Genomic DNA, 26,357 nt, shown 5'->3' with positions numbered 1-26,357 from the left:
GCCGGGTCAAAGGCCGCGGCAGGGATGTCGGCCCCGACCGGCTGAACGACCAGGAGGTCGCCCGCCTCGTCAAGAAGGCCGCGCTTGCCGCCGGTATACGCGGCGACCTTTCCGAGATCGAGCGCGGGCAGGCGTTTGCCGGCCATTCGCTGCGCGCCGGGCTTGCCTCCTCCGCCGAGGTCGACGAGCGCCACGTGCAGAAGCAGCTTGGCCATGCTTCGGCCGAGATGACGCGGCGGTACCAGCGGCGCAGGGACCGTTTCCGCGTCAACCTCACCAAGGCCGCGGGGCTGTGAACCCTGCCGCGCAAACCGCGCGGTCGGCCCTGCGACACCGGCAGGCGTGAAATCGAGGACCGGACGCATATAGGGCAAGCGCCCCTGAAAAAGAGCGGCCTCCCCGCCCGCAGCCGTTTCCCGGCCGCAGCGGCACGCCCGGGCGGCTGTTCGGGCGTGCCGCGATCTTCCATGCCGGGGCACCCGTCCAACGCGTGCCCCGGGCCTTCCCCGCATGAAGAAAACCGGCGACCTCTCCTTCGGTCCCTCCCCGCCCTCGATGACCCGGTCGGCCGGGCCTGCTGCACCTCGAGCCCCATTGCGAAGGCCTGCGCGAGCGCATCCGCCGGGGCGCCGGCTCCAACGCCACCGCCGGACAGGCCGCAACGCCCGGCATGACCCTGCCGGTCTCCCCGCTCAACGTCGAGACCGGCGACCTCTTGCATCGGCGGCCTCGACGACACCACCCGCGGGTTCGGCGGCCGATCCCATGCCGACGAACCCGGCCGGCCCGTCGCAGAACCAGGTCGCGCCGGCCTCCTCGTCGCGGCGCGCATCGCTCGTCTCCCCTGCCCCGTCATGACGCCGCCCGCCTCGCCGGTCCGCCGGTCCGCATCAGCGCCATCAGCATCGGCCCCAGCGAGAACTCGCCGCGCGCCGCCCGGCGGGTCAGGTCGCGCAGATAGCCGCCCGGCGAGTTGATATGCCCGGCCCGCTCCAGGATGCAGGCGACCGCCACCGCCGCGTTTTCCGGGCCCAGCACTTCGCAGGCCTCCTGGTAGGCCGACGGACTGACACCCAGCATCGAGCGCACCACCACCGCCGCGGTCATCAGCTCGCGCCAGCTCGAAATCGCCCCGCCGGGCCCGTAGTCGGCAATGTCCGGGCAGGCTTTCAGCACCATGCCGAGCGGGAAGGCTTTTGGCGGTTCGGGCCGTACGGCAGGCTGGACCGGCTGCGGTTCTGCCACCGGCGTCGCGGCCTGCTGAGTTTCGAAGCTGGGTTCAAGTTCATTGATGGATTCGGTATTTGAATTCTGTTTGTGATGATCATAATGGACGTCATTGGCGTTCGTTTTTTTCAGATCAATCTGTGATTTCAGGCAATTGACGACTTCGTCGCGCAACATCTCCATCTCTTCGAGCAGCGGCTGGAGATCACCCGTCGTGGAAGAGCGCGGAATTGTTGCGGCCAGTCCGCGGTAGCGGTCCTCCAATGCGGGCCAATCACCGTCCTGGCCTTCCTCTACGGCCGCGGAGATCAGTTTCCTCACATCCCTGCGGCAAGTGGAAAGGGCTTCCTTCGTCATCAGGTAGCGTCGCCGGATCTCCGCGACTTCCTGGGCCATCTGCGCCAGTTCCTCGGCACGGGCGAGCAATGGAGCCAGGCTGAAGCCGAAGGCATTCTCGACTTCGCCGGAACGGTCCCGATGCGCGTAGCGCTTGCCGTTCGGGCTGTCCTTCCGCGAAATCAGGCCGGCATCGACGAGTGCGGCCAGATGTCGGCGCAGCGTAGTGCCTGCGATGCCGTGTGCCCGGATCGAAAGCTGCGCGTTCGACGGAAACACGACGAGACCCCGCTCCTCCGTAAGGTCGTTGTGCGGATAGAAGGTCAGGAGGGCGTTCAGCACGGCAAGCGATCGGTCCTGAACGCCCAGCAGGCTTCTCGCCTCACAGGCATCACGAAACACCTTCCATTTTTGTGCGCTCTTGCCCGCCGGGATTTCTGCCGCATCGAGCTGGACCTTCACCAGCGCAAGCGTCATCGGTCGCCGCCCGACGGGCGTCGTTACAGTATGCGTCTGCATGTCTCTCACCTTGTATGAGGCAAAAGAACCCTGCTCACCCGAAAGGTGCCGAAGACGCTTGACTGCGATTCGTGGAAATGCGATTCTCTAGGTGCGAACTATGAGAGAGGCTTCCACGACGGCAACGTTTGGGGGCCTTTTTCTTTTGCGTTCAGTCTCCTGTTGACGTTTTGAACTGTGCGTAGAGCTCGCCGAGCCGTTGCGCGACAAATTCGCCGAACGCTCCCGCCTCGTCAGCCCTGAATGCCAGGGTGAAGCTTCGACGGCCGCTCCTGATATCGGCCGCGATCCTGTTGTCGCCATCCGGCATCCAGCGGCGAATCTCGGCGGGCGTGGCGGCACGCCCCGCAAGATGCGCAAGCGCCATCTCGAAACGTCGGTCCGAATCGGCGCTCCTGAAGCCGTCAGATTGCAAAAGACGCTCGAGTGCAGGCCGTTTCTTGGCCCCGAGCGCTTCGGCTAAGGCCGTCCACTTGCGGCGTCCGATCGACGGCGCATTGCCGATCGCGCGAACGAGTTCGTCCGGCACGGCGTTGGCGACCGACAGCATCTTGGAAAGCTCGGTCTTGTCCGTCGTGAGCGCCTTCATGATCAGCGGGCGCCCAAATCCTTTTTCCTCCAGGGTCCGAGCAAAGCTCGCCCGTTCGATATAGGAGAGGTTGTTGCGCGCGGTGTTCTCCACGCCCTGGGCCACAACGAGGTCATCGTCGGCGATCTCGCGGACGATCGCCTTCACCTTGATACCAAGCAGGACAGCAGCCTTCAGCCGCCGGTGTCCGTAGGCCACCTGGTAGCGCCCCGTCCGCTCCGGATGTGGCCTGACGAGAATCGGCACTTCCTGCCCGCTTTCCACAATCGACCGGACGAAGGGGTCGTCAAGGTCGAGGCGGATTTCTCCGATGCGGTCGCGCACGAAGGAAGCGTCGACAAGGGCAGGATCGAGCTCCTGTACATGCTGGCCGGAAACCAGAGCCTCATGCATCGCCCGCGCGTCGTCCTCCATACGACCGAGCGTCAGCGCCATCGAACGGACCGGTCCCGCCGGCCCGCGATGCGCCTCCTCCTCAGCGAAGTTGGCCGCGGCCAACTCCTCGACCGTATGGCTGAAAATGCCCTTCAGCGTGTCTCGTCTGCTCATGGGCGCCCCCATGCCTTGTGCACGTTTGCAACGACTTCACCGTTGACGGCGTTGACGGATTCGAGCGCCCGGTCATAGGTCGACTTGCGCACCTGGCCACGCTCGATTTCGTAGAGCGACTGTTTGGTCAAACCGGCATCGGCGATCGACGTCGACTTGAGCACCGTCGCGGTCAGCACGTCGTCGCCGAACAGGCTGCGCAACAGTCCGACGATCTGCGACTGGGGACCGTCGAACGGCTCATGCCGCGTCACGACATATTTGATGAAATCATGCTGCAGGTCTCCGCCGGCCTTGCGCACGACGGAGAGCAGGTCGGAGGTCATCAGAAGGAACTGCGACATGGAGGCGACGTCCACCATCTGGGGATGGATGGTGATGAGAAGCGAGGTTGCGGCACAGACGGCACCAAGCGTCAGATAGCCGAGCTGCGGCGGGCAATCGATGACGACGATGTCGTAGTCGGCTTCCACCTCCGCGATCGCCACCCCTACCCGCTTGAAGAACAGTTCCCCCCACGAGCGCGAGCGGTCATTGAGCGCCCGCGGCGTGTCATGCTCGAACTCCATGAGTTCGAGATTGCCCGCCACGAGATCGAGCCCGTCGAAATAGGACTTGCGGATGATGTCGCGCAGCGGCCGCCGCTTCTCATCATAGCGGATCGCGCCGTAGAGCGTGTCGCCTTCGTTGAGATCGAATTCCGGCTGAACGCCCAGCATCGACGACAGCGACGCCTGCGGATCGAGATCGACCGCCAGCACGCGATATCCGGCAAGGGCGAGATACTGGGCGAGATAAAGCGTCGTCGTCGTCTTCGCCGAACCGCCCTTGAAGTTCGTGACCGCGATGGTCTGCAGTTTTTCGCCGGGCCGGCGCCGCGGTAAATAGCTGACCGCGTCCTTCGGCTTCTGTTCCGCGAGAAAGCGGCGAAGCGCATTGACCTGCGCGAGGGTGTAAGACCGGCGGCCCGTCGACGACGTTTCGGGAAGCGGCCCCTTGCCATCCAGCGACAACTGCCGAAGATATCCGTCCGACACGCCGATAAGCTGCGCCACCTCGCCCGACGTGAATGTACGAAGCGTTTTTTGGGAAAGCGGCGGAAACAGTCGGTCCCGCAGCAGCTTCAATTGCCTTGAAAGCTGCCTGGCATGCCGCTCGATGCGGATGTCGGTCGTCGAGACGTTTTGAATGTTCACGAAGCGGTTTCCCTGTGATGCGTTTTTTTAGCGTTACACAGCCAAAAAGCGTATCAACCATGCCACGATTCGGACCTCGCCTCAATCCGGGACCGCGCGCAGCCCGTTTGCCGCGCGTTGGCCGCGGCCAACCGGAGACGAACTCCCCGCCGAGGGCACTCCACTCCGTTCAATGTGCAGAGTGGCGTTTTGAATGAGTCCGACATCAGGCGATTGTTTCAGCTATCGCCGCCATGAACTGCTCATTCTCCGACGGCAGCCCTATACTGACACGGACGAAGCTTCGATAGTCATCCTGCTTCCACGGCTTCACGACCACACCGCGCTCCAGAAGCCGTGTTGCGAAAACAGTGCTTTCCATGCCGCAATCGAAGAAGAGAAAGTTGGCGTTCGACGGCGCCGCCATGATGCCGCGGCTGGCGAGGAATTCTCGGACCCGTGCGCGCTCGGATCGTACGATCGAAATGCAGGTCGCCATATGCCCCGGATCCTCCAGCGCGGCGCGCGCGGCGGCTTGCGCGAGGGCGCTGGTGTTGAACGGAGTGCGGGCGCGATCGAGATAGGCGACGAGCGCCGGGGAACTCGCAATGCCGTATCCGATGCGCAGTCCGGCAAGGCCGTAGGCTTTCGAGAAAGTCCGCAGCACCAGCCAGGACCGATCTGCCGCCTTCAAAGCGTCCAGTACCGAAACATATCCGTCGCCGACGGCATATTCCGCGTAGGCCTCGTCGACGACCAGAAGCGTCTCCACCGGCAGGGTCTCGACGACACACCGCATCTGGTCACCGGTAAGCCAGCTTCCGACGGGATTCATCGGATTGGCGAACATTACCAGCTTCGGCGCTGCGCGGACCGCCGAGAGAAGTCCGTCGGCATCAATGGACAGATCTGCCCTTGCGGTCACCCGATCGACATCGGCCCCCATCAGCCTGGCATAGTCCTCATGCAGCGGAAACGAAGGATAGAGCGTCGCCATCCGGTCGCCTGGCGAAAGCACGGTGCGGCAGACAACGGCGATCAGATCCTCCGATCCGTTGCCGAGAATGACCTGCGCAGGGTCGACACCATGCCGATCGGCGATCGCCGCGGCCAGATCGCGTCCGGACGGATCGGGATAGAGATGAAGCTGTCCCGTCGTTGCAGCCAGCGCCTCGGCCACCGCTGGCGACGGTCCGTACGGATTTTCGTTTGAGCCGAGCTTGGCGATCCGCGGCGGATCGTAGAGACGCCGCACCTCACCGATCGTCAGCCCGGCATTGTAGGGGGTCAGGCTCACGATCTCCTGGCGGATGAGATGGGAAGGATCTGCCATCGAAAGCTCCTTTGCTGCCTCTTTCACAAGCAATCTAGGTCGCTGCTCAAAATTTGTATAGATATGTATAGACAACTAACTCGAAAGATGGTGCTATAGGATCAGAAGCTGCACCAAACCGGCTCATTCAGGGAACGCGCGATGCCTGCCGCATCACCATTCGACTTGACCGGCCGCAAGGCGATCGTCACCGGCGCAAGCCGCGGCATCGGCCGGGCGATCGCCGAAGCCCTGGCGTCGGCCGGCGCCGATATCGCCGTAACCGCCCGCGACACCGCATCGCTCGACGAGACATGCCAGGCAATCGAGGAAAGGGGAAAAAGGGCATTTGCCTTCGCCCTCGACCTGCGCACGGCCGACCCCTGCAATCTGGCGATTTCCGCAGCGAGCAAGGCACTGGGGGGTCTCGACATTCTGGTGAACAATGCCGGCTATGAAGAGGTTCGCCCGTCGCTCGATGTCGACGAGGCCCTCTGGGACCGCGTCGTGTCTACGAACCTGAAGGGCGCCTTCTTCTGCGCCCAGGCGGCGGCGCGCCGGATGGCGGGCGAGAGGCGCGGGGCGATCGTCAATCTCTGCTCGCTGACTTCCTATGTGGGCGTTCCGACGGCCGTGCCCTACGGTTCGTCCAAGTCGGGACTGATGGGCATGACCCATGCGCTTGCGGCGGAATGGGCTCCCCTCGGCATTCGCGTCAATGCCATCGCGCCCGGCTACTTCCGCACGGCGATGACGGAGGTTTTCTACGCAAACGAAGACTGGCAGCAGGCCATGCTGACAAGGATTCCCCAGCGCCGCTTCGGCAATCTGGAGGATGTCGGGGGCGCCGTGGTGTTCCTCGCGAGCGACGCCTCGGCCTACGTGACGGGCCATTGCATACCGATCGACGGCGGTTATCTCGCGTCGATCTAGAAGTCGGGTACGGATTGGAACATGCAGTCAGCAACGGTCGAAACGGGGCAGGTCGACAGAGACGGGCAGGGCGTGCCGACCGCCGTCGCCGTGCGCAACGTCTCGATGGTCTATGACGGAATCCACGCCGTGCGGGACGCCTCTTTCGAACTTCCCCAGGGCCGGTTCCTGACGATCCTTGGTCCCTCCGGCTCCGGCAAGACCACATTGCTCCGACTGATCGCGGGATTCCAGCGCCCGACGAGTGGCGAAGTTGTCATCAACGGCGAAGCGGTGAGCGCCGTACCGCCGCATAGACGCTCGATCGGCATGGTGTTCCAGAAGCTCGCGCTCTTTCCGCACATGAGCACAGCGGAAAACGTCGCCTTTCCGCTGAAGATGCGCCGGCATGACGCCCGCACCATTCCGGGGAAGGTCGAGCGCTACCTCGACTTGGTTCGTCTCGGGGGATACGGCCCACGTCGGGTACATGAACTTTCGGGCGGCCAGCAGCAGCGGGTGGCGATTGCAAGGGCTCTCGTCTTCGAACCGGACCTTCTTCTGCTCGACGAACCACTGGCGGCCCTTGACAGGAAACTGCGCGAGGAGATGCAGCTCGAATTCCGTCGCATCCAGCGTGAACTCGGCGTGACGACGATCAACGTCACGCACGATCAGCGGGAAGCGCTGGTCGTCTCGGACGAAATCATCGTCATGGACGGCGGCGTGATCCAGCAGAAGGCGCAGCCGGCAGAGACCTATCGCCAGCCGTCGAACGCCTTCGTCGCAAACTTCATCGGCGTCACCAACTTTCTGAGAGGGACTGCCGGCGCGGCAACAGGCCCTGACCTGGACATCGAACGGAATGGCCTCCGGATCGCCGGAACACTGGTCGATGCGCGCAATCCGCCGAAACGCGGCGCGACGGTCTCGGGGGCGGTGCGGGCGGAGCAGATCCGGGTCTTGCCCGCCGGCGCACTAAGCGCCGCATTCGACACAGTCGTGACAGGCGTGGTCGCCGACGCAATCTTCGAAGGCGAACGCGTTGTCTACGAGGTGCGCGTGGCCGCACTCGACGACATGCTGCTCCGCGTGTTCGACCACGACCCGGTCGCGCATAACCAATTCAGCCCCGGTGCGTCAGTGATCCTCGGCTGGAACAGGAAGGACGTGCTTGTGTTCAACGACTAAGCCGGCAGCGAAAAGCCGGCCAACCAGAGGAGAACGAACATGACGGATACGAAATTTCTCGCGGCCGCACTTCGCCGCCGCGGTTTCCTGCAGGGAGCCGCAGCCATCGGCGGAGCGGCCGGGCTTTCGTCGCTGGGGCTGACACGAGCCTTCGCGCAGGAGCCTGAAAAACCCGCCGAGATCATCATCCGCGCCTGGGGCGGAAGCTGGGTCGATAGCCTGAAGGCCGGCGTCTCCGACAGTTTCACGGCCAAAACCGGTATCGCGATCCGCCACGATCTCACCGAGGACAATGAAATCCAGCCGAAAGTCTGGGCCGCAGTCGCGCAGAATCGCGTCCCCCCGATCCACATCAACTGGGACACCACGACGAATGCAACCAAGTCGGCCCTGCGCGGCGTCACGGAGGATCTCTCCGATCTGCCAAACCTGAAGAACACCACGGACCTCGCCAAGCCGGTCGGTCTTGACGGCTATCCGATCGTCAATACCTACGGCTATGTCTACGTGCTTGCCTATCGGCCGGCAGCCTTCCCCGACGGCCCGCCGGCCTCCTGGAAGGCGCTGCTCGATCCAAAGTTCAAGGGTCGCATCGCGCTCTACAACGACGGCATCGGATTCCATTTCCCCGCGCAGGTCGCGGGCGGCGGGAAGCTCGAGGATATTCCGGACAACATGCAGCCTGCCTGGGACTTCATCGCACAGATCAAGGAACAGCAGCCGCTGCTCGGCGAAGACCCCGATTTTACCACCTGGTTCCAGAAGGGCGAGATCGACGCGGCCTGCACGATTTCCACCAATGCCCGCGAGGCCAAGAAGAACGGCATCGAGATCGCCTGGACGGTACCGGAGGAGGGGTGCAAGTTCGATACGGACGGCCTCTGGATCCCGAAGGGCCTGCCGGAAAACGAACTCTACTGGGCCAAGCAATATATCAACCACGCCCTGACGGTCGAGGCCCAGCAGGTCTGGCTCGACGGGCTCGGCCTGCCGGGCGTCGTCCCGGGCGTCAATCCGCCGGCCGATCTCGCGAATGATCCGTCCTATCCGACGAAGGAAGAGGATTTCAAGAACCTCATCCGCATCTCGTCGAAGATCCAGGTCGAGAACGAAAGCGACTGGTTCGGCAAGTTCAAGGCGATCATGCAGGGCTGATTCAGCCAGAACCACCGGGCCCGCCGCGGCAAGGGCGGCGGGTACCGAACCAACCGATTCGGGAACCCTCACATGCGCGCGGCACGATCAGCCTATCCCATCACGTGGCGTATCATGGATGCGTTGGAAGCGTTCGCCGCCTTCGTCTGGCCGGCGCGCTTCGGGCGCGCCATTCCCTGGCTGATGCTTGCCCCGGCGCTGCTTCTTGTCGGGCTTCTCGCTCTCGGGCTCATCCAGATCGGCGACACGAGCCTGCGAACACTGGACAGGTCCACATTCCTTCTCTCAGAAGAGCACACGCTCGAGAACTACCGGCGTGCCGTGACAGAAAGCCTTTTTGCGACCGTTGCGATGCGCAGTCTCCTCGGCTCGCTGATCGTTACGATCACGACGCTCATCCTGGCCTTTCCGTATGCCTATCTGATGGTACGGACGCCGTCGGCGCTGCTGCGGAAACTCCTGCTGATCGCACTCTTTCTGCCGTTTTTCATCGGGCAGGTCGTACGAGCCTATGGCTGGCTCATCATCCTCGGCAACCAGGGCCTGGCGAACGAAGCACTTGGGCTTGTCGGCATCGCGCCCCTGCGTCTGCTCTACAATTATCCCGCCGTCCTTTTCGGGCTCGTCCAGTACATGCTTCCCTTCGCGGTGCTGATGCTTGCTCCGGCGCTGACAGCAATACCGGAAGAACTCGAGGCGGCCGCCGGCTCGCTCGGCGCAAACTGGGTGCGAACCTTCCGTCATGTCGTCCTGCCGCTTGCCCGCCCGGGCCTTGTCGGGGCCGGTCTGGTGGTGCTCACGCTGTCGCTTACCGATTTCGCCATGCCGGCGATACTCGGCGGCGGCAGCCAGGATTTCATCGCCAATGCAATCTACGACCAGTTCTTCCGCACATCCGACCAGGGCCTCGGCGCGACGCTCGCGCTGCTTCTCGTCGCCGTCGGTTCGCTGCTGGTCGGCCTCGTCTTCACCCTGTTCGGGGCGGGTACGCTCGCCATGGGGAGGGCGCGGCGATGAGCAGTCCGCTGAGCAAAACCATCGTGCTGTGGCTCTTCGTCGGCGCCGTGCTCGTGATGCTCTCCGCGCCGACGATTGTCGTGCTCGGCGCGTCCTTCACCTCCGGCAACATCATCACCTTCCCGCCGGACGGTTTTTCGCTGCAGTGGTACGCGAAGATCGCCGGCGCCCGCGACCTCTGGGAGGCATTCCTGCGTTCCCTCCAGGTCGCGTTGATCTGCACGATCGTCGCCATCCCGATTGGCACGTTCGCCGGCATCGCACTTGCAAAATATGCGATCCGCTTCGAGAGGTCGGTTCAGGTCTATCTGCTGCTGCCCTTTACCATCCCGCTCATCGGATCGGGCATCGGCCTCATGCTCGTCTTCGGCGAGTGGCGCCTGCTCGGGCAGCTCTGGCCGGTCGGCATCGCCTGTTGCGTCATCAACCTGCCATTCATGATCTGGGCCGTCACGGCAAGCGCCACCAGCCTCGACCCGGATCTCGAGTTGGCCGCGGCCAACTGCGGCGCGCCGCCGCTATCGACCTTCCTCCACGTGACCCTGCCGGCGGTGATGCCGGGCGTGATAAGCGGGGCACTCCTGATGTTCATCCTGGCCCTGAACGAATTCCTGGTCAGCCTTCTCCTGGTCGACGCAAGAATCGTTACGCTTCCGGTCCAAATCTACAATTCCATCCGCTCGATCATCACCCCCGACCTTGCCGCCATCTCGGTGGTCTTCATCGCCTGTGCGGCAACCGCCATAGTCCTGCTCGATCGGCTGGTCGGGCTCGACATCTTCCTCAAATCGAAATGATAGACCGCCGACCATCGGCACAATGGGAACCATGCCATGTCCGACATATCCTTCCACGAGCTCGTCGCGCTTGACGCCGACGCCCGCGCGGCACTCTTAAGGCGCTCCGAAACGGACCTCTCCGGCTTCATCGAGAAGGTGAAGCCGATCATCGAAGCCGTCAGGACCGAAGGCGACGCCGCACTTGCCCGCTTCGCCCGCGATCTCGACAGAGCCGACCTCGACGCCGGAAGCCTCAAGGCGACCGAGGCCGAATTCGACGCGGCTTTCGACACGGTCGAGCGGGAGGTTGTCGAGGCGATCCGCTTCGGCATCGACAACATCCGCCGTTTCCACGAGGAGCAGAAGCCGGAGGCCATGTGGCTGAAGGAAATGCGGCCCGGCGCCTTCGCCGGCGACCGCTTCACGCCGATCAGGTCTGTCGCACTCTACATCCCGAGAGGGAAGGGGGCTTTCCCGTCGGTGACGATGATGACCGCCGTGCCCGCGGTCGTCGCCGGTGTGCCCGAGCTTGCGATCGTCACGCCGCCAGCGCCGGACGGATCGGTCGATGCGGCGACGCTGGTCGCTGCCCGACTTGCCGGTGTGGAAACGGTCTACAAGGTCGGCGGCGCGCAGGCTGTCGCCGCCGTCGCCTACGGCACCGAAACGATCAAGCCGGCCCTGAAGATCGTCGGACCCGGCAGCCCGTGGGTGGTTGCCGCAAAACGGCTGCTCGCCGGCGTCATCGACCCGGGCCTGCCCGCCGGACCGTCCGAGGCGGTCATCTTCGCCGACGACACCGTGAAGGGCGGTCTTGCGGCCCTCGACCTGCTGATCGAAGCCGAACACGGGCCCGACTCATCGGCTTATCTCGTCACGCACAGCCGTCGCGTGGCAGAGGAGGCGTTGGCGGCACTGCCCGAGCACTGGGCCCGCATGACAGAGCAACGCGTCGCTTTTTCGCGTGCCGTGCTGACCGGCCCCTGCGGCGGTATCGTGCTGACCCCTTCGGTCGAGGAGAGCTATCGCTTCATCAACGACTATGCACCGGAGCATCTGGAAATCCTGTCGACCGACCCCTTCACCCATCTCGGGCACATCACCGAGGCGGCGGAGATCCTGATGGGACCCTATACACCGGTCTCGATCGGCAATTTCGGCCTCGGCCCGAACGCGGTCCTGCCGACGAGCCGGTGGGCGCGTACCTACGGACCGCTGTCGGTTGCCGATTTCGTCAAACGCTCGTCGATCGGCTATGTCACCGCCTCCGCCTATCCGGAGTTCGCAAAGCACGCGTGGACGCTAGCGCGCTACGAGGGCTTCTCCTCGCATGAGCACGCCGTATCGGACGTTCGCAAAACCTATCTCTGAACGAAGGGCGGGAACGATGAAGGCCGTACGTCTCTATGCCGCCCGTGACCTCCGCGTCGAGGAGGTCCGTGCCCCCGGCACGCTCCAGCCGGGATGGGCGCGCCTGCGCGTGACGGCTGCCGGGATCTGCGGCTCGGACCTTCACAACTATCGCACCGGCCAATGGATCACCCGGTCGCCATCCATCGCGGGACATGAATTCGCCGGCATCGTTACCGAGGTCGGCACGGAGGTCTCCGATCTAACGCCGGGGGACACCGTCGCGGCCGATTCGCGCTTCTGGTGCGGAGAATGTGCCGCCTGCGGCAGCGGACGGTACAATGTCTGCGAGAACCTCGGCTTTGTCGGCGAGGTCTGCGACGGTGGTTTTGCCGAAGAGACCGTCCTGCCGGCGCGCCTGCTGTTGCGCCACGATCCCGAACTCGATCCCGCCGTTGCGGCGATGGCCGAGCCGCTTGCCGTGGCGCTCCATGCGCTGCGCAAGCAGGCCGTTCCCTCCAAAGAGCCGGTACTCGTCATCGGATGCGGCCCGATCGGCGGGCTCGCCGCAGTGCTCCTGTCGCGCTCCCACGACGGCCCCGTGCTGGTCTGCGACAGCAATACGGCTCGCGCCGGTCTTATCGCCGCCGTCACCGGTGCCGTGCACGTCACCCTCGAACCGGGGAGCATCGCAGAGGCGCTCGGTGGCGCGCCCGTCCGGTATGCAATCGACGCGACGGGAAATGTCGGCATCCTCTCAACAATCCTCGGCCTGCTCGCGGGCGGCGGGTCGCTGGCGCTGGTTGGCATTTCGCACGGGCGGATCGACTTCGATCCCAATGTGCTGGTCGAACGCGAAATCGCGCTGATCGGCTGCCATGCCTATGCCGGCGAACTGCCGGACGCGATCGCGATGCTCCCTCAACTCACAGCAGCACTGACGCAACTGATCGATCGCGAAATCGGCCTCGACGAGGTTCCGGCCGCCTATGACCGGTTGATCGCCGGCAAAACGCCCGGGCTCAAGACGATCATCCGCATTCGCGCGTCGACACCCTGAGTGCAGGAGGAACCATCGATGCCGCCCCTTTCCGACACCGCCGGTCCGCTCTACGAAAAGGTCAAGGACTATGTTCTCCACCATATCGGCAGCGGCAAATGGGCAAGCGACCATCGGCTTCCCTCGGAACACGACCTAGTCGCCGCCCTCGGCGTTTCACGCATGACGGTGCACCGAGCGCTGCGAGAATTGACGTCCGAGGGCTATCTGCTGCGTATCCAGGGCGTCGGAACCTTCGTCGCCCCTCCAAAGCCGCAGTCCACGCTGATCGACGTCGCCAATATCGCCAACGAGATCACCGCGCGCGGCGGCCGGCATTCGGCACGCGTGATCCTGCTCGAAACGATCCGGCCGACCGCCGACCTTCTCGTCGCCTTCGAAGCAGGAGGCCACAAGGGGTTCGGGCATTCGCTCATCCTGCATTTCGAGAACGACGTGCCGGTCCAGCTGGAGGAACGCTTCGTGAATTCCGAGCTGGTGCCGGACTACGACAGGCAGGACTTCGAAGCGATCACCACCTTCGACTACCTGCAGCGGTGCACGCCGCTGACCGAAGTCGAGCACGTCATCTCCGCCATACCGGCCGACGCGGAAACGGCCCGCCTCCTGATGCTGCAGGAGGCCGAACCCTGCCTCCTCCTTCACCGTCGCACGTGGACGCGTTCGCAGGTCGCGACAGTCAACAAGCTCACCTATGCCGGCAACCGCTATTCGCTCGGCAGCCGCTACTCTCCGGCATCCGTCAGCTAGAGGACCGGCCATGACCGATGTTTCGAGCCGCACCGCAGACCTCCGACGCCTCGCGCGCACCGACGCCGCCGCCGCAAAGCGGCTGCTGCGGGATCTGCTGCACGACCTGTTCGCCATAAAGGCGACCGGTATTGCCTTCAACCACGACCAATATAGCCTCAATTCCCTGAACGGCTTCTTCGAGGCGGATGGACAACCCCTTTTCTTCAAGTTCCACCAGGAGGAGGGCGAGGAGGCCATGTCCGGCGAATATTACCGTGCCGACATCCTTGCGCGCGCCGGACTGCCGGTCGATCAGCCTGTCCTTATGTCCACGCTTCCCGGCGAGCAGATCCTGATCTACCGTCGCCGCAGCGATCCACGTTTTTCCGACGTGTTGCGGACGCTCGATCTATCACCGGACGATGCGGCGGAAGTGCGTGCCGTCGAGGCGGAGCGCCGGCTTTCGGAGATGCTGCTCGACGTCTACCGCCGGACGCTTCACCCGATCACGCCCGAGCAGGCGGCCGCCGAACCGATCCATCGTCTCTTCCACGAGCGGCTGATCGATCCGCCGACGAACGCCTTTCCCGGCGGCCGGTATCGCAATTTCTATGTCGGCCAGCGCTTTACCTTTCCCGGAGTTGACATCGGCTGGGACGCCCTTGCCGCTGCGGCGGTCGTCGTCAACGGCCGCCGGTACCGCAAATCCATCGGCCGGCTTTTCGATGACGCGGCGGAGCGCTTGCGCCCGGACAAGCTTGCCGACGCCGGCGGCGTCGTGGCGCATGGCGACGCGCACAACGCCAATGTCTGGTACACGGAAACCCAGGGCGGTGCCACGCTCTCCTATTTCGATCCCGCCTTCGCCGGCGAAAACGTGCCGACGCTGCTGGCGGAAATCAAGACGACCTTCCACAACGTCTTCGCCCACCCGCTCTGGCTCTACGATCCCGCCGAGGCGGAGCGGCGATACAGCGCAAACGCCCGTTTCGCCGATGGCACGCTGCATCTGGAGACCGACTGGCAGCCGAGCCGCATTCGCCTGTCACTGCTCGACGTGAAGGCACGCCATCTGTGGCGCCCGCTTCTCGCGACACTGAAGGAGCGTGGCATGCTGCCCGCCGATTGGCGCGACGTCGTGCGGCTTGGGCTCTTTCTCTGCCCGACGCTCGTCATGAACCTGCGGGCCGGCGCCACCTCCCACAATCGCCTGTCGTCGCTGATCGCGTTTTCGGTGGCAGCCATGGTCGGCTCGGAACCGGAGGGGGAAGGGGACTTCGTGAGCCGCTTCCTCGACGCCATCGATCCCGACCGGACCTGACTGTCATCGCTCATCTCCCACGACACTCCGGCAAACGCCGGGGGCTGGTCCTTCGGACTCGGTTAAAGCCACTTGACAATTGGTCTGACATCTTATCATTTTAAGTTGTCAGACCAATTTGAGAAGCTGGCGAGAAACAGGGGAATTGCCGCATGACGGCAGGGGTGAACGAGCGGCCGCGCATCCAGCCGCTGCCGCCGATCGATCGGGGGCGGCAGGTCACCGAGGCGCTCGCGGCCTATATCGACCAGGCAAGCCTCAAGGCCGGCGACCGGCTGCCGGCGGAACGCGAGTTGATGGCCGCACTCGCCGTCGGGCGCTCGACGATCCGCGAAGTAATCCGCCATTTCCAGGCGCTCGGCGTGATGGAGACCCGCAAGGGCAGCGGCACCTATCTTCTGAAACCCGTCACCAGTGCCACCGTGCACATGCCGCTCTCGCTGGAGACGGCGCATGTGCGCGACATTCTGCTCCAGACGCTGGAAGTCCGTCGCGGCATCGAATGCGAGGCGGGTATGGTTGCTGCCCGCCGGCGAACCGCCGGGGACCTCGTCGTCATCGAGCAGAAGCTCGACGAAATGGAGCGCGTCCACCTTTCCAAGGGCACTTCGGGCCCCGAGGATCTCGCCTTCCATCTCGCTATTTACGATGCGACCCACAATCCGCTCTTCCGGCAGCTTCTCGAACAGATGCGCGGCGCCTTCGAGCGCTTCTGGGAGAAACCGTTCGACCGGCCGGATTTCGCCCGGCGGTCGTTTCCCTATCACCGCACCCTCTTCAATGCGATCACTGTGCAGGACACCGAGGCCGCGCGGCGTGAAACGATGAAGATCCTCGACGTCGTCGAGGAAGACATCAAGGACATGTCCAAATGATCAACGGAGCCGATCCGTTCGATTTCGCTTCGCTCACCGTGGCGCATGACGAAAGCAATGCCTTCGATGCGGTCGTGCCGCCGATCGTGCAGACCTCGCTTTTCACCTTCGAGAACTACGACCAGATGATCTCAGCCTACCGCGGCGAGATCGTGCGGCCGATCTACACGCGCGGGCTGAACCCGACAGTGCGTGCCTTCGAAGAGATGCTGGCGAAGCTCGAAGGCGGGGAGGACGCGCTGGGTTTTGCGAGCGGCATGGCGGCGATCTCATCGACCGTGCTCTCCTTCGTCGAGCCGGGGGACCGGATCGTCGCTGTCAGGCACTGTTACCCGGATGCCTTCCGCCTCTTCGGTACGCATCTGAAGCGCATGAAGATCGAGGTGACCTACGTCGACGGACGGGACGAGGAAGCCGTCGCAAAAGCCCTGCCAGGCGCCAAGCTTCTCTACCTCGAGAGCCCGACGAGCTGGATCATGGAGGCGCATGACGTCGGCCAGCTGGCGGCACTGGCGAAGCGCCACGGTATCCTGAGTGTCATCGACAACAGTTGGGCGAGCCCGGTCTTCCAGCGCCCGCTGACGCTCGGCGTCGATCTCGTGTTGCATTCCGCCTCGAAATATCTCGGCGGCCACAGCGACGTCGTCGCCGGCATCGTTGCGGGATCGAAGGAACTGGTTGGCCGCATCCGCGCCGAGGCCTACCCCTATCTCGGCGGCAAACTTTCGCCCTTCGACGCCTGGCTGCTGGTGCGCGGGCTGCGCACGTTGCCGATCCGCATGAAGGCGCATGAAGCGTCCGCGCTTGAAATCGCAAGGCGCTTGCAGGCACTCGATATCGTCGAGACCGTCTGCCACCCGGCACTCGCCAATCGCCTGCCGTCGGGGCTCACCGGCACGTCCGGCCTGTTCTCCTTCGTCTTCCGCGAGGGCATCGACATCCGCACGTTCGCCGACCGGCTCGATCTCTTCAAGCTTGGCGTCTCCTGGGGCGGGCACGAGAGCCTCATCGTGCCCGGCGAGGTCGTCTTGCAGCAGAAAGCCCAACCGAATTCCGCGCAAGCCTTCGGCATCGATCCACGGTCCGTGCGTCTCCATGTCGGCCTGGAGGGAACCGAGGCCCTGTGGAGTGATCTGGAGGCGGCGATTGCCGCAGCCTCCGGCGGCTAACGCCATGAACTGAAACCGAAACCAGAAAAGAGGGAACGACTATGAAAAGACTTCTGACCGCAGTGCTCTTCGCCTCCATGATGGCAACGACGGCACTTGCCGATACCACGCTGAAGCTCGTCGAGGTGATCACCAGCCCCGAGCGGACCGAGACGCTGAAATCGATCGTCGGCAAATTCGAGGAAACCAATCCGGGTACCAAGGTCGAGATCATCTCGCTGCCCTGGGGCGAAGCCTTCCAGAAATTCGCAACCATGGTGTCGGCCGGCGAGATTCCGGATGTCATGGAAATGCCGGACACCTGGCTCTCCCTCTACGCCAACAACGGCATGCTGGAGAGCCTCGAGCCCTATCTCGCAAAATGGGAACACACGTCCGGCCTGACGGCGCGTGCGCTGGAGCTCGGCCGCGACATCGACGACACCGCCTACATGCTGCCCTACGGCTTCTACCTGCGCGCCATGTTCTACAACAGGAAGCTGCTCGCCGAGGCCGGTGTCTCCGAGCCGCCGAAGACGATGGACGAATTCGTCGAAGCGTCGAAAAAGGTGTCGGCCCTTCCGGGCAAGTACGGCTACTGCCTGCGCGGTGGACCGGGCGGCCTGAATGGCTGGGTGATGTTCGGCGCCACCATGGCGGGCTCCAACGAGTTCTTCAAGGAGGACGGCACGTCGACCATGAACAGCGAGGGTTGGGTCAAGGGCCTCACCTGGCTGATCGACCTCTACAAGAACGGTTATGCGCCGAAGGACAGCGTCAACTGGGGCTTCAACGAGATCGTCGCCGGCTTCTACAGCGGCACCTGCGCCTTCCTTGACCAGGACCCGGATGCGCTCATCGCGATTGCCGAACGCATGAAGGCGGAGGACTACGGCATCATGACCATGCCGAAGGGTCCTTCCGGCAAGACCTTCCCGACGATCGGCTATGCAGGATGGTCGATGATGGCGGCAAGCGCCAACAAGGATCTGTCCTGGAAGCTGATCGAGACGCTGGAAGGCCCGGAAGGCAACATCGCCTGGAACAAGCGCACCGGCGCGTTGCCGGTCCATACCTCGGCGGAAAAGGACCCCTTCTATGCGAGCGCGCAGTTCAAGGGTTGGTTCGAGGAATTGGAGGACAAGGACGCCGTGCCGACCGTGATGCCGACGCATCTCGAAGAATTCGCCTTCTTCAAGGATTCGCTCGTCATCAAGACCTCGCAGGAAGCGCTCCTCGGCGATATCACGCCGGAGGACCTCGCCAACCAGTGGGCCGACTATCTGACCAAGGCCCAGCAGAAGTTTCTCGCCAGCAAGTAGTGCCGGCGAGGCTCCGGGTGGAGAACACGAGGCTCCGCCCGGAGCTTTTCACATGACCGACAGCCGGCCTACGGAAGCACGCGCCCGATGACTCCCCTTGCCCAAACACATCTCCGCCGCCCGCTCGGAAAGCGGCTTGCGGATGCGTCGGAACCCTACCTCTACAGCGCGCCGGCGCTGATCCTCGTCGTCACCGTCATGCTGGTACCGCTGGCGCTCGGCATCTCCTATGCGTTCCGGGACATCCAGCTTCTGAACCCGTTCTCCGGCGGCTTCATCGGGCTCGACCACTTCCGCGCGCTCGGTGAGGATCAGGCCCTCTTCCGCGCGCTTCGCAACACGCTCTGGTGGACAGGTGCGTCTGTCTTCCTGCAGTTCGTCTTCGGCCTCATCCTCGCCCTGCTGCTCGACAAGCCGTTTTACGGTCGCGGCATCGTGCAGGCGCTGGTCTTCCTGCCCTGGGCGGTGCCGAGCTTCCTCGCCGGCCTCAACTGGGCCTGGCTGTTCAATCCGGTGATCGGCCCGCTGCCGCACTGGCTCTATGCCTTGGGCATCCTCGATGCGCCGGACAACATCCTCTCCGATCCGTATCTCGCCATGTGGGGGCCGATCGCCGCCAACGTCTGGTGGGGCATACCCTTTTTCGCGATCACTCTGCTGGCGGCGCTTCAGGCGATCCCGCGTGACCTCTACGAAGCGGCCAGCATCGATGGAGCTGGTCCGGTCCAGCGCTTCTGGTCGATCACGCTTCCCTTCCTCGCGCCGACCATCGCGATCACCGTGCTGCTGCGCACCGTCTGGATCTCCAATTTCGCCGATCTCATCATCGTCATGACCAATGGCGGGCCGGCGGACCGTACGCAGATCGTCGCAAGCTACATCTTCACCCAGGCCTTCAAGCGGCTCGATTTCGGCTATGCCTCGGCGATCGCCCTTGTGCTGCTGGTGCTGCTGCTCGTCTATTCGATGCTGATTGTCCTGCTCCGGCAGACGCTGCTGAACAAGGGCTGAGTCGATGCGCGCACGAAACCTCGTCCTTGTCGGCGCTCATCGCCTCGCGATCCTCACATACGTGATCGTGGCGCTCTTCCCGCTCTTCTGGCTGCTCAAGGTGTCGGTGACGCCGAACGACCTGCTCTACAGCGAGGGCGTGCGCATGTGGCCGTCGCGCGCAACGTGGGAGCACTACGAATTCGTCATCGCCCACAGCGCCTTCCCGACCTTCTTTCGAAACAGCCTGATCGTCGCCGGCTCCACCGCAATCGTGGTGACGATCGTCGCCTCGCTCTCGGGCTATGCGCTCTCGCGCTTCTCGTTCCGGGCGAAATACTGGATCGTCGCGCTGATGCTGATCACCCAGATGTTTCCGCTCGTCATGCTGGTCGCGCCGATCTTCAAGATGCTCTCGCCGCTCGGCCTCACCAACAGCCTGACCGGCCTCGTCATCGTCTATTCCGCCTTCAACGTGCCTTTCGCAACGTTCCTCATGCAGTCCTTCTTCGACGGCATACCGAAGGATCTCGAAGAAGCGGCGATGATCGACGGGGCAACGCAGCTCATCGCCTTCCGCCAGATCATCCTGCCGCTGACATTGCCCGGCATCGCGGCGACGCTCGGCTTTGTCTTTACGGCCGCCTGGAGCGAGCTGCTCTTCGCCCTGATGCTGATCTCCGGCAACGATGCTGCGACGTTCCCGGTTGGGCTCTTGACCTTCGTTTCCAAATTCTCGGTCGATTTCGGGCAGATGATGGCGGCCGGCATTCTTGCGCTGATCCCCGCCTGTCTCTTCTTCCTGCTCATCCAGCGCTATCTCGTACAAGGCCTGACGGCCGGCGCGGTCAAAGGCTGAAAGGTCCTCCCATGGCGTCCATCGACATCACCGGTATCCGAAAGAGCTACGGCACCTTTCCCGTGCTGCACGGCGTCGACCTTTCGATCCGCGACGGCGAATTCATCGTGCTCGTCGGCCCGTCCGGCTGTGGCAAGTCCACGCTGCTGCGCATGATAGCGGGGCTGGAGGAGGTGACCGCCGGCGAAATCCGCATCGAAGGCAGACGCGTCAACGACCTGCCGCCCAAGGACCGCGACATCGCCATGGTGTTCCAGTCCTATGCGCTCTATCCGCATATGAGCGTCGCCGAGAACATGAGCTACAGCCTGCGGCTGCGGAAGACCGCGAAGGAAAAGATCGCGGCCGCCGTCGGCGCCGCCGCGACCAAGCTCGGGCTCGAGCCCTACATGGAACGCCGCCCGAAGGCGCTCTCCGGCGGCCAGCGGCAACGTGTCGCCATGGGACGCGCCATCGTGCGCCAGCCGAAGGCCTTCCTCTTCGACGAGCCGCTGTCAAATCTCGATGCGCGGCTGCGCGAACAGATGCGGGCCGAGATCAAGAAGCTGCACGCCGATCTCGGCGCCACCTCGATCTACGTCACCCACGACCAGATCGAGGCGATGACGCTCGCCGACCGCATCGTCGCCATGCATGGCGGCGTCGTGCAGCAGGTCGGTTCACCGCTCGACCTTTACGACCGGCCGGCAAACCTCTTCGTCGCCGGCTTCATCGGCTCGCCCGGCATGAATTTCCTCGAAGGACGCTATCTCCTGTCGGGTGATCATGCCGATGTCCGGCTGAAGGACGGTACGCTCGTGGCGATGAAGCGACCCGTATCGCTGGAAAGCGGATCAGCCGTGACCCTCGGCATCCGCCCGGAACATGTGACGATCGTGGACGAGGGTGGCATGGTGGCGGATGTCGACCTCGTCGAGCCGACCGGTTTCGGCATCATCCTGCATCTGACGCTGCACGGCCTGCCGTTCAAGATCTTCACCCTGGACCGCGAGGCCCTCACGGCCGGCCCCACGATGCGCGTTGCATTCCCCACGCACTGCCTGCATCTCTTCGACGGTGACGGGAAGCGGGTCGACTGAGGAGGGCGTCAGACGAAGGCGAGTTGCACCTTCACGGCCTTCGACCGGTCGCCGGCGATCGCGAAGGCCTGCGCGGCTTCCGCAAGCGGTAGCGTGTGGGTGATCAGCGGCTTCACGTCGATCGCACCGCTGTCGATAAGACGCACCGCTTCCGCATATTCCGCGTGGAACCGGTGGGTGCCACGGAACGCAATCTCCTTGCCGACCAGGAGATTGAGCGGCACGGCCGTATCCCCTGCGACGCCGGCCTGCACGATCACACCCCGCGGACGGACGGCAAGCACCGCGGCCTTGATTGCCGGCGCGGCAGCCGAACATTCGAAGGCGACGTCGAACGTACCCTTGTCCGCGTTGTAGCTCTCGAGCGCCTCCGCCTCGTTCAGCATGTTGATCGTCCGCGTCGCCCCCATGCGGCGCGCGACGGCAAGCGTCGCGTCCTGCAGGTCTGTGACGACGATTTCTGCCGCGCTCGCGAGGCGGACCACGGCGACGCAGAGAAGGCCGATCGGCCCCGCACCCGTGACGAGCACCCGGCTCCCGGCGAGGTCGTCCGTCTGGCTGCGTGCATGCAGGCAGACGGCAAGCGGCTCAGCGCAGGCTGCCTCGCCGAGCGTGACGTGATCCCCGACGGGCATGCATTGCGCAGCGTCGGCCACGATCACATCCCGGAACCCGCCCTGTTCGTGCGGGAACCGCAGCGCCGACCCGTAGAACCGCATGTTCAGGCAGTGCTGGAAGAGACTTTCCCGGCAGTAGCGACACTGATGGCACGGGCGGCTCGGATTGAGCGCTACCTTCTGGCCGACCCGGAGTCCTGCGACCGCGCTGCCCAACGCTTCGACGGTGCCGGCCACCTCATGACCGAGGATGATCGGCTCGCGCACCCGGATCGGCCCGAAGCCGCCATCCTGGAAATAATGGAGATCGGAACCGCAAATGCCGCCGGCGCCGATGCGCACCAGCACCTGGCCGTCCTCGAGCGCGGCAACGGGATCCCTTTCGATCCGGATGTCGCCCTTGCCGTAAAGCCGGCAGACCCGCGTGGTCACCGCACTCATCGCACGAGCCCCAACTGCCGCGGCAGCCAGAGGCTGATGTCGGGGACGAAGGTGATGATCGCGAGTGCCATGAAAAGCGGGACGAGCCACGGCAGGATCGCCAGCGTCGTGCGTTCGATCGACAGTTTCGAAATGCGCGACAGCACGAACAGAATCATCCCGACCGGCGGCGTGAGAAGTCCGATCATCAGGTTGAGCGTGACGACCAGGCCGAGATGAACCGGGTCCACCCCGAAACGCGCGGCGATCGGCATCAGGATCGGCACCAGGATGGTGATGGCCGCAATCGTGTCGAGAAAGGCGCCGAGGATCAACAGGATGACATTCACCAGCAGCAGGAACATCCACTTGTTGTCGGTCAGTGAGAAGACGAAGTCCGATAGCAGTTGTGCCGCCTGGCTCACCGTCAGCAGCCAGGCAAAGATCGAAGCGGCCGTGACGATGAAAAGCACCGACGCCGTCGTCTCGATCGTGTCGAAGCTCGCCTTGGCGAGCGTCTTCATCGTCATCGTCCGATAGCGCACCAGCCCGAGGAACAGCGACCAGATGACGGCGGCGACCGCCGCTTCCGTCGGCGTGAACCAGCCCATCGTCATGCCGCCGATCAGAAGGATAGGCGTCATCAGCGCCATCACCGCGGAAAAATCGAAACAGTAGTCGAGCGCCACCAGCAACACGAGCGCGATGCCGACGGCGATGTTGATCGACAGGCCGGCCAGCATCAGCGCATAGACCACCACGGGGAAGCAGAGGACGATCAGCACTTCCAGCGCAGCACCGGCGAGGCGTTTCAATTCGAAGGGCGTATCCGACCCCCAGCCCTTGCGATGGGCGAAGATGAAGACGGTCAGCATCATCAGCGCCGTCATCACGACACCGGGAACGATACCCGCCATGAAGAGTGCGCCGATCGAGACGTTGGCCATCATGCCGTAGATGACGAAGGGCAGCGACGGCGGGAAGATCGGGCCGAGCGTCGCCGACGCCGCGGTAACGCCGACTGCCGCCTCCACCGGATAGCCATGGTCCTTCATCGCCTTGATCTCGATCGTTCCGATGCCGGCGGCGTCGGCGAGGGCCGTGCCGGACATGCCTGAGAACACGACTGAACCGACGATGTTCACCTGGGCGAGGCCGCCGCGCATCCAGCCGACGAGCGAGAGCGCGAAGTGATAGATGCGGCCGGTAACGCCGGCGATGTTCATGAGGTTGCCGGCGAGGATGAAGAAGGGGACGGCGAGAAGCGGAAAGCTCTCGACGCCGGCGATCATGCGTTGCGCCGCGATGATGTCGGGCGCGACGCCGTAAAGGACAAGATAAAGCAGCGATGCGACGGCCATCGACACGGCGACGGGCGTGCCGATCAGCATCAAAAGCACGAAGGAACCAATCAAAAGCAGCACGGCCTAGCTCTCCGATCCGTCGGGGGTTTCACCCGGACTGCGTTTCCTGTCGCGAATGAAGTTCTGCACCGATCGAACGGACATCAGCAGGAACGCCGCGAGCACGATGTAAAAGACGATGCCCCGCGGCAGGTCGACGGTCACCATGCGTTCCTTTCCGACGATCGCCACGTAGCGCCACATCAGCCAGGACGCATAGGCGAAGAAGCCGATGACGATGAGGTCGACGACCAGCACGAGCCAGCGGCGGATGTCAGGCGGCAGCAACTGCTGGACAAAATCGACATGGATGTGCCGCGCAAGCCGGACGCACATGGCGGAGCCGAGAAAGACGACCATGACAAGGCAGTTGGCAGCGATCTCTTCGGTCCAGGCCAGGCTGTTGTTCAGCGCGTAGCGCGTAAAGAACTGTAGGAAGACGCAGCCTGCCATGGTCCAGAAGATGGCAAGCGTTATCCAATCCTCAACCGCATGAGTGGACAGATCCACCGGCCCGACGTCTTCCTCGAAGGCATGCGCCATCTCGTCGACGCTCAGGAGCGTCTGCTGCTCGTCCGCCATCGGCGTCCTCCGCTTGCTTGTTTGAGAAGGCGGCCCGGGCCGAACCCGGGCCTTTCTTTGTCACTTGATCGCGCGGATCGCTTCCCAGTCGGCCTTGCGGTAGCCGAACTCCTCCATCGTCACCTTTTCCACGACGGTCTTTTCGAAGTCGGCCTTGTCAACCTCGGTCACGCTGAGACCCTGATCCTTGAAGAATTGCACGAGATCCTTTTCGCGGGCCACGATCTTGGCCGTCGCCCGCGCTGCGGCTTCCTGCATCACGTCGCTGAAAATCTGCTTGTCCTCGTCGGAGAGCTGCGACCAGCGCGACTGGGAGACGATGGTGTTCAGGTGATCGACGATATGACCGGTCAGCACGATGTGCTTCTGCACTTCGAAGAATTTCTTCGCCTCGATGGTCGTCAACGGGTTTTCCTGGGCCTCGACGGTGCCGTTCTGCAGTGCCAGATAGACTTCCGCGAAGGCGATCGGCGTCGTGTTGGCACCGCAGGCGCGCGGCATGGCAAGGTAGGCCGGGACATCCGGAACCCGAATCTTGAGGCCCGCCATGTCGCTGCATTTTTCGACAGGGCGATTCGACGTGGTATGACGCGTACCGTAATAGGTCGTCGCCGTTATATGGTGGCCCGAGGCCTCTTCGTAACCCTTCGTCAGGTCCTTGTAGACGTCGCTCTTGGCGTAGGCGAGCAGGTGATCCGCATCGCGGAAGATGAAGGGGAAGTAGGTCACGCCGATCGGCGGGAACTCGCGTGCCGCGAAGCTCGAGCCGGAAATGATGATGTCGACGGTCCCGAGCGTCAGGCCCTGGTTGATGTCGGCTTCCTTGCCGAGCTGCGACGAAGGGAAGACGTCGACCTTGTAACGTCCCTCGGTACGCTTGGCGATTTCCTCCGCCGCCCAGACCGATTCCGTATGGAACGGCTCGGTCGGTTCGTAGACATGCGCCCATTTGAGCACGGTCTCGGCACAGGCACTTCCGGCAATCAGTGCGCTGGCGATGCCGGCGAGCAGCGTCTTGGCAATATTCCTGTAAGCAATCATTCTCTTCCTCCCTTGCTTGCTTTCTTTCCGGGCTCGATCAGCCCGGCTCCTCGAAAAACTCCGGCCTGACACCTGCGATCCCCGGCAGGTCCGACAGGATCTCCCGCAGGTGCAGGCGCATGGCGCGGTCGGCCTCCTCCGGCTCACCGCGCTCGATCGCATCGACGATCGCCGCATGCTGGTTCACGATCTTGGGGATCGGGAAATGGATGAAGCTGAGGTAGCGGACGCGGTCCATCTGCGCCTTCACATCCTCAAGCACCTTCCAGGCGTAGGACTTGTCGGCGGCCTCCGCGAGCGTGCGATGAAAGAACTCGTCAAGCTTCATGAAGGTCGCCGGATCGTCTTCCGGTACGGCCCGCTGGCGCTTCACCTGTTCCCGCAGTTCACGCACGAGGGCGCCATCGTGTTCAGAGGCGACCAGTTTCACGATGTCGGCCTCGATCGCCTCGCGCACGAACCGCGCGTCCATGACCGCCGCCTTGGTGATCTTGCGCACAAGCGTGCCACGCTGCGGCCGCACCTCAAGCAGGCCCTCCTCGGCAAGCTTGATGAACGCCTCGCGGACCGGCTGGCGGCTGAGGGAGAACATCCGGGCGATCTCGGATTCCGAAATCAGCATGCCGGGCGTGAGCTCCGCGCGGATGATGCGCTCGCGCAGGATCCGGTAGACCTGCGGTCCGACCGGTGCTCCTTGAGCCAGAACAATTTCCGTCGCGATGTTCACAGCTTATCCTCCTCATCGCGATCTACCACCATACTTCCATACTAGTCAACATGATTGCCGAATGCTAATG

The 26,357-nt window shown here is 63.7% G+C and carries 25 protein-coding genes; 16 read left to right on the top strand and 9 right to left on the bottom strand.

Going from position 1 to position 26,357, the window contains the following annotated elements; all coding sequences use genetic code 11:
- Window positions 1-296, top strand: a 296-nt coding sequence (locus tag LXM94_RS09935; protein WP_235771059.1) for a tyrosine-type recombinase/integrase, incomplete at its 5' end; no start/stop codon positions are given.
- Between the two features lie 556 nt (window positions 297-852).
- On the opposite strand, the gene repC is transcribed toward LXM94_RS09935, so the two are convergent.
- From repC to hisC, 4 genes are all read right to left on the bottom strand, one after another.
- A complete protein-coding gene (gene repC, locus LXM94_RS09925) occupies window positions 853-2,082 on the bottom strand; it encodes a plasmid replication protein RepC (RefSeq protein WP_235771057.1) in 1,230 nt (409 codons plus the stop codon).
- Between the two features lie 151 nt (window positions 2,083-2,233).
- On the bottom strand, window positions 2,234-3,220 hold the full coding sequence (repB, locus tag LXM94_RS09920; RefSeq protein WP_235771055.1) for a plasmid partitioning protein RepB: 987 nt from the start codon (window positions 3,218-3,220) through the stop codon (window positions 2,234-2,236).
- Window positions 3,217-4,416, bottom strand: a complete 1,200-nt coding sequence (gene repA / locus LXM94_RS09915) for a plasmid partitioning protein RepA (protein WP_235771054.1) — start codon at window positions 4,414-4,416, stop codon at window positions 3,217-3,219. Before repA ends, repB begins: the two co-directional genes overlap by 4 nt.
- A 205-nt stretch (window positions 4,417-4,621) precedes the next feature.
- Window positions 4,622-5,728: a histidinol-phosphate transaminase gene (hisC, locus tag LXM94_RS09910; protein WP_235771053.1), complete on the bottom strand. Its 1,107-nt coding sequence runs from the start codon at window positions 5,726-5,728 to the stop codon at window positions 4,622-4,624.
- Between the two features lie 141 nt (window positions 5,729-5,869).
- On the opposite strand from hisC, the gene LXM94_RS09905 reads away from it, so the two are divergent.
- The 15 genes from LXM94_RS09905 (at window position 5,870) to LXM94_RS09835 (ending at window position 21,497) form a co-directional block, all read left to right on the top strand.
- On the top strand, window positions 5,870-6,640 hold the full coding sequence (locus tag LXM94_RS09905; RefSeq protein ID WP_235771052.1) for an SDR family NAD(P)-dependent oxidoreductase: 771 nt from the start codon (window positions 5,870-5,872) through the stop codon (window positions 6,638-6,640).
- A 21-nt stretch (window positions 6,641-6,661) separates the two neighbouring features.
- Window positions 6,662-7,810, top strand: coding sequence for an ABC transporter ATP-binding protein (locus LXM94_RS09900; protein WP_235771051.1), 1,149 nt, complete (start codon window positions 6,662-6,664; stop codon window positions 7,808-7,810).
- 39 nt (window positions 7,811-7,849) lie between these two features.
- A complete protein-coding gene (locus tag LXM94_RS09895) occupies window positions 7,850-8,965 on the top strand; it encodes an ABC transporter substrate-binding protein (RefSeq protein ID WP_235771050.1) in 1,116 nt (371 codons plus the stop codon).
- A gap of 72 nt (window positions 8,966-9,037) precedes the next feature.
- On the top strand, window positions 9,038-9,982 hold the full coding sequence (locus LXM94_RS09890) for an ABC transporter permease (protein ID WP_235771049.1): 945 nt from the start codon (window positions 9,038-9,040) through the stop codon (window positions 9,980-9,982).
- On the top strand, window positions 9,979-10,779 hold the full coding sequence (locus LXM94_RS09885) for an ABC transporter permease (protein WP_235771048.1): 801 nt from the start codon (window positions 9,979-9,981) through the stop codon (window positions 10,777-10,779). The genes LXM94_RS09890 and LXM94_RS09885 overlap by 4 nt, the downstream gene beginning before the upstream one ends.
- A gap of 36 nt (window positions 10,780-10,815) precedes the next feature.
- The gene (hisD, locus tag LXM94_RS09880; RefSeq protein ID WP_235771047.1) at window positions 10,816-12,132 is read left to right on the top strand and encodes a histidinol dehydrogenase; all 1,317 of its coding nucleotides are present in this window, start codon (window positions 10,816-10,818) and stop codon (window positions 12,130-12,132) included.
- 16 nt (window positions 12,133-12,148) lie between these two features.
- Window positions 12,149-13,171, top strand: coding sequence for a zinc-dependent alcohol dehydrogenase (locus LXM94_RS09875; RefSeq protein WP_235771046.1), 1,023 nt, complete (start codon window positions 12,149-12,151; stop codon window positions 13,169-13,171).
- Between the two features lie 18 nt (window positions 13,172-13,189).
- Complete coding sequence (gene hutC / locus LXM94_RS09870) at window positions 13,190-13,921, top strand: histidine utilization repressor (RefSeq protein ID WP_235771045.1); 732 nt, start codon at window positions 13,190-13,192, stop codon at window positions 13,919-13,921.
- Between the two features lie 10 nt (window positions 13,922-13,931).
- Window positions 13,932-15,224 (top strand): hypothetical protein, encoded by a 1,293-nt coding sequence (locus tag LXM94_RS09865; protein WP_235771044.1) that lies wholly within the window; start codon window positions 13,932-13,934, stop codon window positions 15,222-15,224.
- Window positions 15,225-15,376: 152 nt separating this feature from the next.
- On the top strand, window positions 15,377-16,099 hold the full coding sequence (locus tag LXM94_RS09860) for a FadR/GntR family transcriptional regulator (RefSeq protein ID WP_235771043.1): 723 nt from the start codon (window positions 15,377-15,379) through the stop codon (window positions 16,097-16,099).
- Window positions 16,096-17,268, top strand: coding sequence for a PLP-dependent transferase (locus LXM94_RS09855; protein WP_235771042.1), 1,173 nt, complete (start codon window positions 16,096-16,098; stop codon window positions 17,266-17,268). Before LXM94_RS09860 ends, LXM94_RS09855 begins: the two co-directional genes overlap by 4 nt.
- Before the next feature lie 41 nt (window positions 17,269-17,309).
- Window positions 17,310-18,569 (top strand): ABC transporter substrate-binding protein, encoded by a 1,260-nt coding sequence (locus tag LXM94_RS09850; RefSeq protein ID WP_235771041.1) that lies wholly within the window; start codon window positions 17,310-17,312, stop codon window positions 18,567-18,569.
- Window positions 18,570-18,656: 87 nt separating this feature from the next.
- Window positions 18,657-19,580, top strand: a complete 924-nt coding sequence (locus LXM94_RS09845) for a carbohydrate ABC transporter permease (protein WP_235771040.1) — start codon at window positions 18,657-18,659, stop codon at window positions 19,578-19,580.
- A gap of 4 nt (window positions 19,581-19,584) precedes the next feature.
- Entirely contained in the window at window positions 19,585-20,418 is an 834-nt protein-coding gene (locus tag LXM94_RS09840) for a carbohydrate ABC transporter permease (protein WP_235771039.1), read from the top strand.
- Between the two features lie 11 nt (window positions 20,419-20,429).
- On the top strand, window positions 20,430-21,497 hold the full coding sequence (locus LXM94_RS09835; protein ID WP_235771038.1) for an ABC transporter ATP-binding protein: 1,068 nt from the start codon (window positions 20,430-20,432) through the stop codon (window positions 21,495-21,497).
- An 8-nt stretch (window positions 21,498-21,505) separates the two neighbouring features.
- Here the strand turns inward: LXM94_RS09835 and LXM94_RS09830 are convergent, their stop codons facing one another.
- From LXM94_RS09830 to LXM94_RS09810, 5 genes are read right to left on the bottom strand one after another with little or no spacing between them, the layout of a single operon-like run.
- Window positions 21,506-22,555: an L-idonate 5-dehydrogenase gene (locus tag LXM94_RS09830; protein WP_235771037.1), complete on the bottom strand. Its 1,050-nt coding sequence runs from the start codon at window positions 22,553-22,555 to the stop codon at window positions 21,506-21,508.
- Window positions 22,552-23,958 (bottom strand): TRAP transporter large permease, encoded by a 1,407-nt coding sequence (locus LXM94_RS09825; protein ID WP_235771036.1) that lies wholly within the window; start codon window positions 23,956-23,958, stop codon window positions 22,552-22,554. Before LXM94_RS09825 ends, LXM94_RS09830 begins: the two co-directional genes overlap by 4 nt.
- A 3-nt stretch (window positions 23,959-23,961) precedes the next feature.
- A complete protein-coding gene (locus LXM94_RS09820; protein WP_235771035.1) occupies window positions 23,962-24,519 on the bottom strand; it encodes a TRAP transporter small permease in 558 nt (185 codons plus the stop codon).
- A 60-nt stretch (window positions 24,520-24,579) separates the two neighbouring features.
- Entirely contained in the window at window positions 24,580-25,560 is a 981-nt protein-coding gene (locus LXM94_RS09815) for a sialic acid TRAP transporter substrate-binding protein SiaP (RefSeq protein ID WP_235771034.1), read from the bottom strand.
- Between the two features lie 37 nt (window positions 25,561-25,597).
- On the bottom strand, window positions 25,598-26,287 hold the full coding sequence (locus LXM94_RS09810; protein WP_235771033.1) for a GntR family transcriptional regulator: 690 nt from the start codon (window positions 26,285-26,287) through the stop codon (window positions 25,598-25,600).
- Between the last annotated feature and the right edge of the window lie 70 nt (window positions 26,288-26,357).

It is taken from the genome of Rhizobium alarense, assembly GCF_021555155.1.
Classification (GTDB): domain Bacteria; phylum Pseudomonadota; class Alphaproteobacteria; order Rhizobiales; family Rhizobiaceae; genus Rhizobium_D; species Rhizobium_D alarense.
This window is presented reverse-complemented; position numbering and strand designations above follow the sequence as displayed.

Bases quoted from the DNA above. Each gene is read 5' to 3' on its own strand.
- hisD (WP_235771047.1), top strand. From the start codon at position 10,816: ATGTCCGACATATCCTTCCACGAGCTCGTCGCGCTTGACGCCGACGCC.
- LXM94_RS09875 (WP_235771046.1), top strand. From the start codon at position 12,149: ATGAAGGCCGTACGTCTCTATGCCGCCCGTGACCTCCGCGTCGAGGAG.
- LXM94_RS09840 (WP_235771039.1), top strand. From the start codon at position 19,585: ATGCGCGCACGAAACCTCGTCCTTGTCGGCGCTCATCGCCTCGCGATC.
- LXM94_RS09830 (WP_235771037.1), bottom strand. From the start codon at position 22,555: ATGAGTGCGGTGACCACGCGGGTCTGCCGGCTTTACGGCAAGGGCGAC.
- LXM94_RS09820 (WP_235771035.1), bottom strand. From the start codon at position 24,519: ATGGCGGACGAGCAGCAGACGCTCCTGAGCGTCGACGAGATGGCGCAT.
- LXM94_RS09860 (WP_235771043.1), top strand. From the start codon at position 15,377: ATGACGGCAGGGGTGAACGAGCGGCCGCGCATCCAGCCGCTGCCGCCG.
- LXM94_RS09890 (WP_235771049.1), top strand. From the start codon at position 9,038: ATGCGCGCGGCACGATCAGCCTATCCCATCACGTGGCGTATCATGGAT.
- LXM94_RS09895 (WP_235771050.1), top strand. From the start codon at position 7,850: ATGACGGATACGAAATTTCTCGCGGCCGCACTTCGCCGCCGCGGTTTC.
- hisC (WP_235771053.1), bottom strand. From the start codon at position 5,728: ATGGCAGATCCTTCCCATCTCATCCGCCAGGAGATCGTGAGCCTGACC.
- LXM94_RS09850 (WP_235771041.1), top strand. From the start codon at position 17,310: ATGAAAAGACTTCTGACCGCAGTGCTCTTCGCCTCCATGATGGCAACG.
- LXM94_RS09900 (WP_235771051.1), top strand. From the start codon at position 6,662: ATGCAGTCAGCAACGGTCGAAACGGGGCAGGTCGACAGAGACGGGCAG.
- repB (WP_235771055.1), bottom strand. From the start codon at position 3,220: ATGAGCAGACGAGACACGCTGAAGGGCATTTTCAGCCATACGGTCGAG.
- LXM94_RS09855 (WP_235771042.1), top strand. From the start codon at position 16,096: ATGATCAACGGAGCCGATCCGTTCGATTTCGCTTCGCTCACCGTGGCG.
- LXM94_RS09885 (WP_235771048.1), top strand. From the start codon at position 9,979: ATGAGCAGTCCGCTGAGCAAAACCATCGTGCTGTGGCTCTTCGTCGGC.
- repC (WP_235771057.1), bottom strand. From the start codon at position 2,082: ATGCAGACGCATACTGTAACGACGCCCGTCGGGCGGCGACCGATGACG.
- LXM94_RS09815 (WP_235771034.1), bottom strand. From the start codon at position 25,560: ATGATTGCTTACAGGAATATTGCCAAGACGCTGCTCGCCGGCATCGCC.
- LXM94_RS09905 (WP_235771052.1), top strand. From the start codon at position 5,870: ATGCCTGCCGCATCACCATTCGACTTGACCGGCCGCAAGGCGATCGTC.
- hutC (WP_235771045.1), top strand. From the start codon at position 13,190: ATGCCGCCCCTTTCCGACACCGCCGGTCCGCTCTACGAAAAGGTCAAG.
- LXM94_RS09865 (WP_235771044.1), top strand. From the start codon at position 13,932: ATGACCGATGTTTCGAGCCGCACCGCAGACCTCCGACGCCTCGCGCGC.
- LXM94_RS09845 (WP_235771040.1), top strand. From the start codon at position 18,657: ATGACTCCCCTTGCCCAAACACATCTCCGCCGCCCGCTCGGAAAGCGG.
- LXM94_RS09835 (WP_235771038.1), top strand. From the start codon at position 20,430: ATGGCGTCCATCGACATCACCGGTATCCGAAAGAGCTACGGCACCTTT.